The sequence below is a fragment of the Flavobacterium sp. genome (assembly GCF_043722275.1).
Classification (GTDB): domain Bacteria; phylum Bacteroidota; class Bacteroidia; order Flavobacteriales; family Flavobacteriaceae; genus Flavobacterium.
Map to the genome: position 1 here is coordinate 1 of NZ_JAYSPC010000060.1, position 14,160 is coordinate 14,160.

Below are 14,160 nucleotides of genomic sequence, written 5' to 3' on the forward strand. Positions count from 1 at the left end.
GTAAAAGGAATTGTTGATTATGAATCAAATAAGGATTTTAAAGCTAAATCTCATAGCGACGCTTTGATTGTAAAAATTAAAGCTGATGGTCAGGAAAAAGAAGTACGACTTTTAGGTTCTAAAGGAAGTGTAGGAGAACCTCAAACCGTAAAAATTGGTAAAGTCGAATACAGTTTATTCTACGGAAGTAAAGCGTATATCTTGCCTTTTAAAATTAGACTAAACGACTTTATTGCTACAAAATATCCTGGAACTGAGAAAAGTTATTCGGCTTTTGAAAGTAAAGTAACCGTTCAGGATTCATCCGAAACTTTTGATGCAAGAATTTTTATGAATAATGTATTAGATTATAAAGGGTACAGATTTTTTCAATCATCATTTGATCCGGACGAAAAAGGTACAGTATTGTCTGTAAACCACGATTTCTGGGGAACATCAATAACTTATTTAGGATATTTTATGTTGTTTTTTGGTTTAATGGCGATCATGTTTACAAAACATTCTCGTTTTGCAGATTTAAAACGCAAATTAGAAGACGTGAAAAAGAAGAAAGAAAAATTAATTACCATTTTGGTATTAATGATCAGTTTAAGTGGTTTTGCACAAGCGCCGCATGTTCACACACCAGGACAAGAGCACAATCATACAACAGATCCTAATGATCATGCAAATCACGTAACAGCTCCGCCAAGCCAAAAGCAATTAGATTCCTTATTGACGATCTATAAAGCACCGGAAGCGCACGCAGCAAAATTCGGACGTTTGATTATTCAGGATGCCGGCGGTAGAATGAAACCAATTAATACTTTCTCTTCTGAATTATTGCGAAAAGTAAGCCACGATGATACGTATAACGGAATGAATTCTGATCAGGTATTTTTGTCAATGACACAATATGCTCAGGTTTGGATCCAGATTCCGCTTATCTATATCAAACCGGAAAACGATAGTATTCGTAGAATTATCGGAATTGAAAAAGAAGCTAAATATGCTCCTTTTGTAAAATTCTTTGATGAAAACGGAAACTATAAACTTTCTCCTTATTTAGATGCAGCATATAAAGCAGCAAATCCAAATAATTTTGAGAAAGGTTTCATCGAAACAGATAAAAAAGTAAACTTAATGGAATCTGCTTTAAGCGGAAGTATCCTGAAAATTTTTCCTATTCCAAACGATCCCAATAACAAGTGGATTTCTTATTTAGAAATTCAAAACGCAGGATTAAAAGGAATGGATTCTACGTATGTAAAGCAAATTCTACCAATGTATTTTAGTGCTTTAAACAACGGAGCAATTTCAAAAGATTTTACAAACGCAGATCATTTGGTAGAAAGCATCAATGGTTTTCAAAAGAAATTTGGAAGTGCAGTTCGTCCAAGCGACAAAAAAATCGATCTTGAAATAGCGTATAATACATACAATATTTTACCTAAAATGTTCTATTGGTATTCGCTTGCCGGAATCTTCATGCTGATTTTTACACTTTTTAGTATCTTTTTTGATAAAAAATGGTTGCGAATCACAGTAAATGGTTTTCATATTCTAATAGGAACCATATTTGCATTTCATACTGTAGCTTTAATTGCACGTTGGTACATTTCAGGTCACGCACCTTGGAGTAACGCTTATGAAGCGATTGTATATGTGGCATGGGCAACAATGTTCTTTGGATTGGCATTTGATCGCAAATCAAAACTTACTGTAGCATCAGCAGCATTTGTAACGGCAATGATTTTCATGGCAGCAAACGCCAACTGGATTGATCCAGAAATTGCAAACTTACAGCCGGTTCTTAACTCATATTGGTTAATGATTCACGTGGCAGTAATTGTAGCAAGTTACGGACCATTTGCATTGGGAATGATCTTAGGTTTTGTAGCGTTGATATTGATCTTTTTCACCAACGAAAAGAACAAAGCCAAAATGGATTTAAACATAAAAGAAATCACGTATATCAACGAAATGTCATTGACTATTGGTTTGATTATGTTAACAATAGGTAACTTTTTAGGCGGACAATGGGCAAACGAAAGCTGGGGACGTTACTGGGGATGGGATCCAAAAGAAACCTGGGCTTTAATCTCTATTATGGTTTATGCATTTGTAATTCACGCACGTTTTGTACCATCATTAAGGGGAAAATGGTTCTTTAATTTAATGAGTATGTACGCCTTTGTATCTATTTTATTCACCTATTACGGAGTAAACTTCCACTTAGTTGGTCTGCATTCATACGCAAGCGGTGAGGCACATTCATTAAGCTGGATCTGGTATTCATTAGGAACAATTTCACTAATTGGAGCCATAACATATCCTAAATACCGTAAACATTACAAAAGCAAGAAAAAATAATACGACAAATAGTTTTTATTAATTCATAAAAAAAGGTTCAACTTTACGGTTGGACCTTTTTTGTACTGTTTTGTCATTTCGACGAAGGAGAAATCACACTAGAAATTCCGTACAGAATTTCGTCAATCTTTGTCGTGTTACGCGTGTAATTTTTCCTTCGTCGAAATGACATAAAATGCGAATTATTGTCACTTAGACCGAAGTCGAAGAGTCGGAGGGAGCTATTTCCTGCTCCCGAAGTCTCGGGACGTTTCAATCTTTTGCTTTTTAAAGAAAAAAGCAAAAGGATTTTCTCCAGAAACTTCGGGGCTATCAGGGCTATGAAATTCGTTTTCAGAAGAGATTTTATTTTTAAAGAAAAACAAAAAACAATAATTATGAAAAAACTTAGAATCTTAGTTACTTAGAAACTTAGCAACTCAATTAAAAAAACTTCTTTCTAAACCAAAAAGCAACATTAACTAAAGCAATCAAAGCCGGAACTTCGACCAATGGACCAATTACTCCAGTAAAAGCCTGACCACTATTGATTCCAAAAACACCGATTGCAACAGCAATTGCCAATTCAAAATTATTTCCCGTCGCTGTAAAAGCAATGGCAGTACTTTTAGAATAATCTGCACCAAAATACTTTCCTGTAAAAAAACTAATAATAAACATAGCCGTAAAATAGAGCACTAAAGGAATAGCAATTCTAATAACGTCCAAAGGAATTTGAACAATCAATTTACCTTTTAAACTAAACATGATGACAATAGTAAAAAGTAAAGCAATTAAAGTAACAGGTGATATAAATGGAATATATTTAGTTTGAAACCATTCTTTTCCTTTGAGTTTTATTAACCCATACCTACTTATGATTCCAAGTGCAAACGGAATTCCCAAATAAATACCAACACTTTTTGCAATCTGAATTATGCTGATATTGACATTAAAACCTTTATATCCAAAATAAGGAGGTAAAACAGTTATGAAAATATAAGCGTAAACACTATAAAGTAACACCTGAAAAATGCTGTTTAAGGCAATTAATCCGGCGGCATATTCACGATTTCCATCTGCTAAATCATTCCAGACAACAACCATAGCAATGCAACGCGCTAATCCAATTAAGATTAATCCAATCATATATTCAGGATAATCTTTTAGGAATAATAGTGCCAAAGCAAACATCAAAAAAGGTCCAACAATCCAGTTTAAAAATAATGAGGCACCTAATACTTTCGTATTTTTAAAAACTTCGCCCATTTTTTCATAATTCACTTTCGCGAGCGGAGGATACATCATTAAAATTAAGCCAATAGCCAACGGAATATTTGTTGTTCCGTTTGAAAATGAATTGATAAAATTTCCGCTTGACGGTAAAAAATATCCTAAAGAGACGCCAATAATCATCGCTATAAAAATCCAGAGCGTTAGAAAACGATCCAGAAAGCCTAATTTTTTTCTTCCTGCAGCAGGATGACAATGATTTAAAACCATATTATTTTTTTATTTGTGAGAATACGTAAAACATTTCAATTGCAATTTGAAGATTTCGTTCCTGATATTTTTCAGTTTGTAGTGGAGTATTATCAAAAATTTTTGGATCATCAAAGTTTACAGGAATACGTTTTTCAGCTCCGGCAATAAAAGGACAATCGCCATCAGCTTGAGAACACGTCATAATTGCTGCGAAACCATTTACCGGATTAAAATCATCATCATAAGTTTTAGAAAAACCAATTACAGGAGCTTTATTTTTAGAAAATTTTATCGTGTAAACAGGATTATTTCCTTCTGATAATTTCTTTATTTTGAATCCGGATTTTTCTAATGTTTCAATAACTTTAAAAAATAATGCTGTAGCTTCTGTTCCTCCGGAATAACAAAACACATTTTTTATTCCGTAATAGTGTGCCGCAGTTTGCGCCCAAACTTGTGAGAAATGGCTTCTTCTGGAATTATGTGTGCAAATTAAGTTCAATCTGATCTCTTTCTGATTATCAAATTTTAACTGAATAAAATCAATAAGAGACTGTAGTGTATTTTTACGTTCTTTAGAAATCCCTGTAAAATCAAAAGACTGGACTAAAGATTGAATTTTTGGCAATAAAACATTTTGATTCAGCATATTATAAGTTTTAAAGTTTAACAGCAACTTCCGCCTGGAGTGCAAGAATTTGCTTCATTCACATTCAGTTGCGTCAATTTAAGCTTTGTTTTTTCAGACGGAATTCCGCATTGATCCATCGCCAGACAAGCAGTAGTTTTATTTAATAATAGAAAATCTTTACCGTTAAAATCTAAATCATATTTACCAATTGTAGTATTTTGATATTCAACTTCGATTTCTAAATCTTCTATTCCCAAAACTTTTTCTGAAAGTTCAATTATATTAACCAGTTTTTGAGGTTTTAATCGATGTTCATAATCGTTTGCATCCCAAAGCTGAAAATTCACAACAGTTTCTTTTCGAACAACTCCGCCACAGTCTATAAAGTTTTTAGTAATCAAACCAACTTCGGTAACATGAAAATATTCCGGAACAAATTTTCCATCCGGTAGTTGAAAATTTACTGATTCAACAGTAGCAAGTATTTTTTTAATTTCTGATAGTTTCATAATAATTTGATTTAATAATTAACAACATTCGTTTTTTCTTTTTTCTAAATGAAGGTCAATTCCGTTGAAAAAAACTTTTATTTTTTCAAAACCGGTTTCGTTTATACAATAGCAAATTGCATTTCCTTCAATGTTTCCTTTTATCAAGCCAGCATTTTTAAGTTCTTTTAAGTGTTGAGAAACCGTTGGTTGCGAAAGTGGCAATTCATTGACTATATCGCCACAAATACAAGTATTTACTTTAATTAAGTATTCAATAATTGCAATTCGTGCCGGATGACCTAAAGCTTTGGTCAAAATTGCCATCTCGTTTTGTTTGTCAGTAAAGTGATCTGATTTTGTAGCGCCCATCGTTATATTTTTATATTGCAATATTACGATATAATTATTTATAAAAAAAGAAAACAACTCAATATTTTCTTTTTTTAGGTTTTCGTAATAAAATTATAAGATTAAAATTTTTCCTTCAACATATATATAATAAACAGTAAAGTCATTAAAAAGATCAAAAATATAATGTGGCTTAGGATAGACAAAAAGAAAGTTTTTGTTTTAGAAAGCTTATTAAAGAACTGAAGATTTGTCCAATAAATTAAAATAATATCCAGCATATAAAGCACGTTCATAAATGTCCTTATTTGAGGTGTTCCGTTAAAGTAAATCATTAGCGGAAAGGTCAATAGATGCGCAAAAAGTCTCTGTGAAGCCTTAAAAGTATTCAGAACAAAAAATTCAACAAAGTTATAGCCTTGTTTTCTAAAACAAATAAAAGTTCCAACAGTATATATAGGAATCGTCGCAATAGTAATCCATGAAAAATGAGTTGCGATCCATTCATTGAATTTATGATAATCCATATCTGAACTAACATTTTCCGGAAACAAATCAATATTAAAATAATGGTACAAAACACCATACAAAGTTGCCAGAAGTACAACTAAGGAAAGTGGCTTAAAATGTTTTACACGTTTTCCTTCAATAAATTCCCTAACAGAATGTCCCGGTCTTGTAAATAATTGTTTAAAGGAATACAAAACGCCCTGATCAAAATGAAATAATCCGTGTTGGATATCGTGCCACAAAAAATGCCCATTTATTTTATGTGTTTCCGCAGGCTGACCACAATTATTACAATAATGCCCTTTGTAAATTTGATGACAATTTTTACACGTTATTTCCATTTGTGGTGTTTATTCAATTGTTAATTAACCCGTTGGGTACAATTATGTTAAAAATACAAACTGTATAAATTAGAACGCGGATAAAACAGATTTGCTTTGCAAAAACGCAGATTTCCGCAGATTTTTATATAGAATTTAAAAAAAGATCCGTGTAAATCCGTGTCTTCGTGATAACGAATCCGTCAAATCCGCGTCGAAATATATGTTTTTTTAATTACACCCAACGGGTTTGTTAATTATTCTTTTTTAAATCCATCAGGGTACATAACGGCCAACAACACTATGATGAGTAAAAAATTATATTCCATACCGTTTCTGCCACCGCCAACAACAAACCAGCCTTCCTGAAAATGAACTAATATAATCCCCATAATCAATACAAAAATGGTTACGAATCCTGCCAGTTTAATATATTTATTTAAAATTAAAAGTACGGCAGCAACAACATGAGATAATTTAATTGACCACGCAATAAAAACACCAAAAGGAGCAAAACCAATCTGATTCAAATATAAATTCCCAAAATCGTTAACCCCGTTATCAAACATTCCAAAAACAGAATGAGTGAGGAGAATAAAAGCAACAGCAAGTCTTAAAAGTAAAGTTCCGTTCATGGTTTAAATTGGTTTTGGTTTTGATAGTTATCAGAATTAAAAATAATAAAAAAACGCATATTAAAATAAATTAATATGCGTTTTAAGTTTTATCTTAAGTTTTGTTTTTAAACTTTTCCTAAAGTATATAATTGTTCCATTGTAGGCGTTAAACTTCCTCCGGCAGGTTCTAAAGTAATTCCAAAAGCTTCAGCTGAATCTGTTTGACTAACGGCGAATATCTTTTGATTATTTCCTTCAAAATCGCTCAATAAACCAATACTGGTTGGTGTAAGAACCGGACTTAATTTCAATGCCCAAACCTGATACACCATTCCTTTAGGCGGTTTTGGTAAACCGGCGGCATCAATATAAGTTGTTTTTGTTTCCTTGTTCCAATACACTTTTGCAAATGAAGTAGGAGAAACAGCCTGACCGCCAAGCGTTACGCCAGTATTTTTTATATCCCTGACTATTGTTAAGTTTTTCTCAGTCTGTTTATTTTGCAAATCTAAATAAGCAAAGTCTCTCTGAATTTTATTTTTTTCAGTTCCAACAGTTGCAATCGCATCCTTTGTTTTAGTAAGTTCTAAAGTTTGATAACCCAAACCTAATAACAATAACACCGCCGCGGCCCAGCCCACATATTGAGACCAGGTTGACGCTGGTTTCAATTCGACTACTTTACCGTGTTTAAGTTCTAAACGAGCTTTTATCTTCTCGAAATTGGCTACCGAATGAAAAGGAGAAAAACTGGATGACAAAGCCACAATAGCTCTTTCAATCGAAATAATTTCTTCATCCATTTCGGGATTCTTCTTCGCCATTTCGGCTATTTCCAGATTTTCAGTTTCGGTTAATAAACCATAAACGTATAATTCCAGAATTCCTGATTCAATATATTCTTGTGCTTCCATTATACTTTTAGATAATTTCGTAAATCGTTAATACAGTTTCTGTTTTGCGTTTTGATAGTTCCCAATGGTATTGCCAATTCCTCTGAAGCTTCTTGTTGGGTATATCCTTTAAAAAATAATAAATCTATAATCTCAATACATTTTGGTTTCAGTTTTTTGACGAATTCCTGAATACCAATAGTATCAATTCTATTAACGAGTTTATTACTGTCGTCTAACAGATTTACGAAATTATCTGAAGAAAGGTTTTTTTGACTGTTATTAAAATTTTTAGATCTTAACTTATCAATTGACGTGTTCCTAGCAATATTAAGGATCCACGTATAAAATCTGCCTTTACCTTCGTTATAAGAATCGATATTTTTCCAGATTTTGACAAAAACTTCCTGCAAAACATCTTCCGCTTCTTCGCGATTTTTTATAAGAACGTTGATAACCGAAAATAAACTTTTCGAGTACATATCATATAAATGGGTAAAAGCTCTTTCGTCTTTCTTGTAAATTAAAACTAACAATTCATCTTGACTCATAGATTTGGATTTTAAGCTTAAACAAAAATTTAGTATACTTTTTTATACTTAGAGATAAAGATAATTTATTTTTTTGTGAAAAGCGTAAATTTTTTAACAGGCTAAAACTTAGTAAAATCAAGCATTAAGAAAAAATATTGCTTTTTTTTCGTTTTTTTAAAACCAAAAGCAATCCAATTACGTAAATGCTATTATAACATCAAACGATAATGCCGAAAAATAGCAGGACAATTAGAAACGATTGAAAATTCTGATATTTTAGTTAAGCAACAAAAATTGAACAATAAGATACTTTAACATTTATATAAAAATATACTGTAAAGTAAATCTCAATAAATAAAACCAAAACATCATGCATAACGTATATAATTTCAAAATACTAATTATAGGCTTAACCGCAATTTTGGCATTAGTGAATTTTACCGAAAGTGATTTTCGCAAACACATTTTGCAAAATTGTAATTCAGTTATAATGTAGTGTCACAAAGTAGTATTGAAAAAACGAGAATATAATATGAAGAAGCTGAGAATATTTGTTTTATTAATTTTTGTAATTCTGTTCATTATCATTTTGAAATAAAATTTAAAAACACAAAAATTCGATTCAAATTTATTGACTAGTTGATGTCTTCGGACTTCCAACCGAAAATTAAATAAGATTTAAAATACCAGATTGATCTCAAACATAAAGAATTAGTAAATTTTTATACTATAAACGCCAGTAAACAATATATAAAATTAAAGGTATTATAATTCAAAGTATAATTTTCACTATAACCGGAGCATCAACTATAATTTAAAAAAATATAAAAAAGTAAACGAAACAATTAATTCATGGTTTGATTTGTTTGTATGGGGGGAAGCCTAACGTCTGATTAACGTTAGGCTTCATTTTTTTATTTAACTTATGTTTAATAAAAATAAAGCAGACAAAGTAATTAACGAAAACAGATTTTAACTAATTTTATAAAAAATTAAACAATGAAAAAAATAGTATTTTTAGCTTGCAGCGTAGTCTTATTATTAAGTTCACAAGCTGAGGCTCAAACAAGTAAAAATAAATTATCTAAAACAGATAAAGTCATGGCAAAAGAAAACATTTACCAATTTAAAGTACAGGATTTATCAGGAAATACATTTGACTTCGCCACTTTAAAAGGTAAAAAAGTAATGATTGTAAACACCGCTTCAAAATGCGGACTAACACCTCAATACAAAGATCTTGAAGCAACTTACAAAGAGTATAAAGACAAAGGTTTTGTAATTGTAGGCTTCCCAGCGAATAATTTTGCATCTCAGGAACCGGGAACAAACAAGGAAATCGAAACGTTTTGCCAACTAAATTACGGTGTAACTTTCCCAATGATGGACAAAGTTTCTGTAAAAGGGGATGATATGTGCGATGTGTACAAATTTCTGACTCAAAAATCTAAAAACGGTTTACAAGATTCTGAAGTAGAATGGAACTTTCAAAAATACCTAATCGACGAAAAAGGCGAATTAGTAAAAGTAATCAAACCAAGAACATTGGTAACAGAACCTGAAGTTGTTAACTGGATAAAAAGTTAATAAAAACTTTCAAAAAATAAAAATCCCCAAATTTGAATATCAAGTTTGGGGATTTTTTTTGAAGCTATTTCCTGCTGTCCGCTTTATCTTTTATTTTTTAAAGAAAAAAATAAAAGGATATAGCTTCCATCAGGGCTATGACTTTAGGTTTCATAATAATTTTACGGAATCAAATTATCCATTCCATAATCTTATCATTTCGACCGAATGGAGAAATCACACAAAAAACCCGTTACAAGTTGTCAATCTTTGCCGATTTTGATTATGTATGATGGATTAAAATCCATCTATACAATATGTTTCGTTTCTCTGAAACTTTTTAAGAAATTCCGAAAAATGATTTATCATGTTTCAACGGATTTAATCCTGTAAAACATAAAGTAATCCCAATATTTGTCATTTCGACCGAAGGGAGAAATCACACTAGAACTCGATTGCTAAAGTTGTGAATCTTTGTCGAATATTTAGGATGTTATTTCGACCGAAGGGTGAAATAACATAAAAACTAAACCTTTATGATCTCAAAAAATCCTTTTGTAGCGATCTTTGCGTAAACCTTCGTGAACTTTGCGGTAAATTAGCTCAGTTAATTATTTCAATATCAATTGCATGAAAACCAAATCAAGCCAATGATCAAATTTGTAACCCACTTCACGAATTGTTCCCGTTGCAACAAATCCAAATTTTTCGTGAAATGCAATACTTCCTGCATTATCAGCGTCAATTGCGCCAATCATTACATGTAAACCTTGTCCTTTTGCTAACCGAATAAGTTCAAGCAATAGTTTAGAACCAATGCCTTTTCCTATCACATTATCAACTACATAAACCGAATGTTCTACCGTATATTGATAACCAATTTTCTCACGGAATTGTCCATAACTCCCAAAACCAACAACTTCATTATCCAACTCAGCAACAATAATAGGAAGATTTTTAGCTTGCTTATCTTCAAACCATTTTGTTTGCACTTCAATAGTCTGAACGTCATAATTATAATTAGCAGTTGTATGTATAATAGAATGATTTACAATTTCTAGAATTTTATCTAAATCGTTTATTGTAGCTGGTCTAAGTATTGGGTTCATAATAGTTATAATTGGAATTTGGAATTTAATTTTGGAATTTAATATTTAGTGCCTAATTCGGCTAATAAGGCGTCAACATCTTTTGTGCTCCAGGTCATTTCGGTACAAATAACCTTAGCATCTTTGGCATATTTTATGGCTGATTTTTTATCCTTTATTTTATTGTAAAGTCGTGCCAAGAGAAGATTTCCATCATAAGAATCATTTAATTCCAGCGAATGTTTTATCCATGAAATCGATTTTTTCAGGCTTTCTTCGTCAGTAATATGTTTCAAATATGTCTGTCCGATATCTTTTAGAAAACTGGCATCGTTCCAAACTAATTTCTGAGTATCCTCAAGGGTAACTTTTTTATAATATTGCCATTTTTCAGTTCTTTCTGCCAAAGTTAAATCAAATTTAAAAACAAGAGAATCTGTTTTCTGCAATTTAATAGATTTCGCAATTTCCCTATGTTTATAATAATTAATCGTATCTAAATTATCGACATCGGGTCGGAGTAATTCCGTCACAATACTTTCAACTTTTCGATCAACCCGATTTTGAGAAGCCACAGCCGCAAAATCTTTCTGATGATTTAAAACATATTGAAATTCTCTTGACTTAATATCGGTTACGCCATTTGCAATAATGCGCCAATTTGTTTCGCTAACTAATTGCGAATCAGATTGTGTATTAAGATAAATATGTGTTGGAATCGATAAATCGGTTCTGTCTTTTCCTTTTTTTAAAGTATTCAAATAATTAAAAAACTTATTTGAATTGCTGGGATCTGCCAGAAATTCCTTTTCTAAATAAGGCAATTGCAATTTCGGATTCAGCGCATAATTTGCTTCATTTAAAAAATCGGCTTTTTTTGATTCTCCTTTTAAAGCATACAAAAGCGTTTCCGTATTTGGGTCTAAAAATAAAAAAGCAGGCAGTGATTTTGTATTGTATTTATTCTTAATTGCAATTCCTTCTTCTTTTTCGATATTTTTCCAGATGCAAACATAGTTTTTATTCAAAAATTCCATTACTGCGGGATCACTAAAAACTTCCTTTTTCATTTGATTGCAATGCGGACACCAATCGGCGTAAAGCATTACAAAAAGTGGTTTCCCTTGTGTTTTTGCATTTTCTAAACCCGTTTTATACGGAACATCATCCGGAACAAACTGATTTTGAGAATGTAAGATTTGGAATGAAACGAAAAGGAAAAATATAGTAAAGAAACGCATGGAGAGTTTATTTTATTAAAAAATCTGTTTTACAAATATATCCCCTTTTTCTAAATTCAACCCTTAATATCTTCCTATTTATAAGTTAAATCCAGTGCGAAGTTTGTAACTTTGTGATATCAAAAAAAGAAATCTTGTACTTTTTAGATTTTCTTTAAAAAAGTAATACGCCATCATAATGATTTACCCCAAAATAGCGCTTGCACAAAGCATTATCGAAATTTGTTTAGCAAAAGGAATCACCAATATTATAATTTCTCCCGGATCAAGAAACGCACCTTTGACAATTGGGTTTGCACAAAATCCTAATTTTAAATGTTACAGCATCGCAGATGAACGCTGTGCTGCCTTTTTTGCATTAGGAATTGCACAACAAACCAAATCACCAACTGCGATTGTTTGTACCTCAGGATCAGCATTATTAAACTATTATCCAGCTGTTGCCGAAGCATTTTACAGTCAGATTCCGTTGATTGTGATTTCAGCAGATCGTCCGCAAAGTAAAATTGATATTGGCGACGGACAAACCATTCGTCAGGAAAATGTTTTTCAAAATCATTCCGTTTTTAATGCCAATTTAAACGAAGATGCTTCTGTAGAAAATGATTTAAAAATTAATAAAGCTATTGAAACTGCGATTATTCAAAAAGGACCGGTTCATATCAACGCCCCATTCGAAGAACCATTGTATGAAACAGTTGATACGCTTTCGGTACAATCAAAAATCACACATTCGGAAGAAATAATCGGAACAAAAATTATTGAAAATTTAGAAGATGTTCTTTCCATATGGAATTCGGCTAAAAGTAAATTAATCCTTGTTGGAGTAAACGAATCCAATTCAATCGATCAGGAAATCGTAGATAATTTTGCTAATGATGCGTCAATTGTAGTATTAACAGAAACAACTTCAAATTTGCATCATCCAAGCTTTATTAATAGTATTGACACGCTAATAACGCCTTTTGACGATACAGATTTTAACGCTTTTCAGCCAGAAATTCTGATCACTTTTGGAGGAATGATTGTTTCTAAACGAATCAAGGCTTTTTTACGAAAATACAAACCAAAAAACCATTGGCATATTGATACATTACGCGCTTATGATACATTTGGAGCTTTAACTCAGCATTTTGTGATGACGCCAAATGATTTTTTCAAAGCATTATTGCCTCAATCAGTAAATGTAGAAAGTGATTATTTTTCTAAAATCGATACGATTTACGATTTAAGGAAAATAAGAAGACAGGAATATTTAGATAAAATCTCGTTTTCGGACTTTAAGGTATTCGAAAAAGTAATTGAAACTTTGCCAATTGATAGTCAACTGCAAATAAGCAATAGTTCTGCGATACGATACGCACAATTAATTGATCTTGATCCTTCGATTGAAGTATTTTGTAATCGCGGAACAAGCGGAATCGACGGAAGTACATCAACCGCGATTGGAGCTGCGGTAGGAAGCGGAAAAAAAACTGTTTTTATTACAGGTGATATTGGTTTTTTATACGACAGTAACGCATTATGGAACTCTTATATTCCAAAAAACTTTAAGATTATTTTAATTAATAATGGAGGAGGAGGAATCTTCAGAATTTTACCCGGACACGAGGAAAAACCTGTGTTTAATACCTATTTTGAAACTTCGCACCAATTAACGGCAGAGCATTTAGCCAAAATGTATAAAATGAATTATTACACGGCAAAAGATGTAGAATCGTTAGAGAAAAACATTAAGTCACTTTATAATGATGATAATGCTGCGGCGATATTAGAAGTTTTTACACCAACATTTGAGAATGATGTGGTTTTGAAAAACTACTTTAAACAACTAATTTAATTTTGTAAATAAATTAACACAAAATAATATTTTATGTAAGATATATCTTTAAATTTGACTATTCAAAATGTAGTCTAATTTAAAAATTTATTATGAGCGCTAGAGAAGAATTAATTAAAAAGTATGCTGGAGATTTAAAAGAAAAATGCGGAGTAACTCCAAATATGGATTTGCTTACAAAAGTAACTATTGGTTGCGGACCAAGTATTTATAATGCTGATGCATCAACAGTTGCAGCAACTCAACATTCAGAAATTGATACAGTT

14 protein-coding genes are annotated in these 14,160 nt (G+C 31.7%); 4 read left to right on the plus strand and 10 right to left on the minus strand.

The features are described from left to right. A partial coding sequence (gene ccsA, locus ACHZDT_RS08020) for a cytochrome c biogenesis protein CcsA (RefSeq protein ID WP_394774105.1) occupies window positions 1-2,352 on the plus strand: 2,352 nt, incomplete at its 5' end. Between the two features lie 423 nt (window positions 2,353-2,775). Here ccsA and arsB read toward each other — a convergent pair. From arsB to ACHZDT_RS08060, 8 genes are all read right to left on the minus strand, one after another. Continuing rightward, window positions 2,776-3,834: an ACR3 family arsenite efflux transporter gene (gene arsB, locus ACHZDT_RS08025; protein ID WP_394774106.1), complete on the minus strand. Its 1,059-nt coding sequence runs from the start codon at window positions 3,832-3,834 to the stop codon at window positions 2,776-2,778. Between the two features lies 1 nt (window position 3,835). After that, window positions 3,836-4,465, minus strand: coding sequence for a protein-tyrosine-phosphatase (locus ACHZDT_RS08030; RefSeq protein WP_394774107.1), 630 nt, complete (start codon window positions 4,463-4,465; stop codon window positions 3,836-3,838). A 17-nt stretch (window positions 4,466-4,482) separates the two neighbouring features. Beyond that, window positions 4,483-4,956, minus strand: a complete 474-nt coding sequence (locus tag ACHZDT_RS08035; protein ID WP_394774108.1) for a DUF6428 family protein — start codon at window positions 4,954-4,956, stop codon at window positions 4,483-4,485. An 18-nt stretch (window positions 4,957-4,974) separates the two neighbouring features. Continuing rightward, window positions 4,975-5,307, minus strand: a complete 333-nt coding sequence (locus ACHZDT_RS08040) for an ArsR/SmtB family transcription factor (protein WP_394774109.1) — start codon at window positions 5,305-5,307, stop codon at window positions 4,975-4,977. 101 nt (window positions 5,308-5,408) lie between these two features. Further along, window positions 5,409-6,137, minus strand: coding sequence for a DUF3667 domain-containing protein (locus tag ACHZDT_RS08045; RefSeq protein ID WP_394774110.1), 729 nt, complete (start codon window positions 6,135-6,137; stop codon window positions 5,409-5,411). A gap of 236 nt (window positions 6,138-6,373) precedes the next feature. Then, entirely contained in the window at window positions 6,374-6,751 is a 378-nt protein-coding gene (locus ACHZDT_RS08050; RefSeq protein ID WP_394774111.1) for a DoxX family protein, read from the minus strand. Window positions 6,752-6,858: 107 nt separating this feature from the next. Continuing rightward, complete coding sequence (locus tag ACHZDT_RS08055) at window positions 6,859-7,647, minus strand: anti-sigma factor domain-containing protein (protein ID WP_394774112.1); 789 nt, start codon at window positions 7,645-7,647, stop codon at window positions 6,859-6,861. Continuing rightward, window positions 7,647-8,177 carry an RNA polymerase sigma factor gene (locus ACHZDT_RS08060; protein ID WP_394774113.1) on the minus strand — a complete coding sequence of 177 codons (531 nt, stop codon included), beginning with the start codon at window positions 8,175-8,177 and terminating at the stop codon, window positions 7,647-7,649. Before ACHZDT_RS08060 ends, ACHZDT_RS08055 begins: the two co-directional genes overlap by 1 nt. A 981-nt stretch (window positions 8,178-9,158) precedes the next feature. Here ACHZDT_RS08060 and ACHZDT_RS08065 point away from each other — a divergent pair. Further along, window positions 9,159-9,746 (plus strand): glutathione peroxidase, encoded by a 588-nt coding sequence (locus ACHZDT_RS08065; RefSeq protein WP_394774114.1) that lies wholly within the window; start codon window positions 9,159-9,161, stop codon window positions 9,744-9,746. A gap of 590 nt (window positions 9,747-10,336) precedes the next feature. On the opposite strand, the gene ACHZDT_RS08070 is transcribed toward ACHZDT_RS08065, so the two are convergent. Both ACHZDT_RS08070 and ACHZDT_RS08075 read right to left on the minus strand, forming a co-directional pair. Continuing rightward, a complete protein-coding gene (locus ACHZDT_RS08070; RefSeq protein ID WP_394774115.1) occupies window positions 10,337-10,834 on the minus strand; it encodes a GNAT family N-acetyltransferase in 498 nt (165 codons plus the stop codon). A gap of 38 nt (window positions 10,835-10,872) precedes the next feature. Next, a complete protein-coding gene (locus ACHZDT_RS08075; protein WP_394774116.1) occupies window positions 10,873-12,054 on the minus strand; it encodes a thioredoxin family protein in 1,182 nt (393 codons plus the stop codon). A gap of 178 nt (window positions 12,055-12,232) precedes the next feature. Here ACHZDT_RS08075 and menD point away from each other — a divergent pair, with 178 nt between their 5' ends. Both menD and ACHZDT_RS08085 read left to right on the plus strand, forming a co-directional pair. Then, window positions 12,233-13,894, plus strand: a complete 1,662-nt coding sequence (gene menD / locus ACHZDT_RS08080; protein WP_394774117.1) for a 2-succinyl-5-enolpyruvyl-6-hydroxy-3-cyclohexene-1-carboxylic-acid synthase — start codon at window positions 12,233-12,235, stop codon at window positions 13,892-13,894. Window positions 13,895-13,986: 92 nt separating this feature from the next. Beyond that, window positions 13,987-14,160 (plus strand): DUF2853 family protein (locus ACHZDT_RS08085; protein ID WP_394774118.1); only part of this gene is annotated, 174 nt, incomplete at its 3' end.

Bases quoted from the DNA above. Each gene is read 5' to 3' on its own strand.
- ACHZDT_RS08050 (WP_394774111.1), bottom strand. From the start codon at position 6,751: ATGAACGGAACTTTACTTTTAAGACTTGCTGTTGCTTTTATTCTCCTC.
- ACHZDT_RS08030 (WP_394774107.1), bottom strand. From the start codon at position 4,465: ATGCTGAATCAAAATGTTTTATTGCCAAAAATTCAATCTTTAGTCCAG.
- arsB (WP_394774106.1), bottom strand. From the start codon at position 3,834: ATGGTTTTAAATCATTGTCATCCTGCTGCAGGAAGAAAAAAATTAGGC.
- ACHZDT_RS08055 (WP_394774112.1), bottom strand. From the start codon at position 7,647: ATGGAAGCACAAGAATATATTGAATCAGGAATTCTGGAATTATACGTT.
- ACHZDT_RS08075 (WP_394774116.1), bottom strand. From the start codon at position 12,054: ATGCGTTTCTTTACTATATTTTTCCTTTTCGTTTCATTCCAAATCTTA.
- ACHZDT_RS08070 (WP_394774115.1), bottom strand. From the start codon at position 10,834: ATGAACCCAATACTTAGACCAGCTACAATAAACGATTTAGATAAAATT.
- ACHZDT_RS08065 (WP_394774114.1), top strand. From the start codon at position 9,159: ATGAAAAAAATAGTATTTTTAGCTTGCAGCGTAGTCTTATTATTAAGT.
- ACHZDT_RS08045 (WP_394774110.1), bottom strand. From the start codon at position 6,137: ATGGAAATAACGTGTAAAAATTGTCATCAAATTTACAAAGGGCATTAT.
- menD (WP_394774117.1), top strand. From the start codon at position 12,233: ATGATTTACCCCAAAATAGCGCTTGCACAAAGCATTATCGAAATTTGT.
- ACHZDT_RS08040 (WP_394774109.1), bottom strand. From the start codon at position 5,307: ATGGGCGCTACAAAATCAGATCACTTTACTGACAAACAAAACGAGATG.
- ACHZDT_RS08035 (WP_394774108.1), bottom strand. From the start codon at position 4,956: ATGAAACTATCAGAAATTAAAAAAATACTTGCTACTGTTGAATCAGTA.
- ACHZDT_RS08060 (WP_394774113.1), bottom strand. From the start codon at position 8,177: ATGAGTCAAGATGAATTGTTAGTTTTAATTTACAAGAAAGACGAAAGA.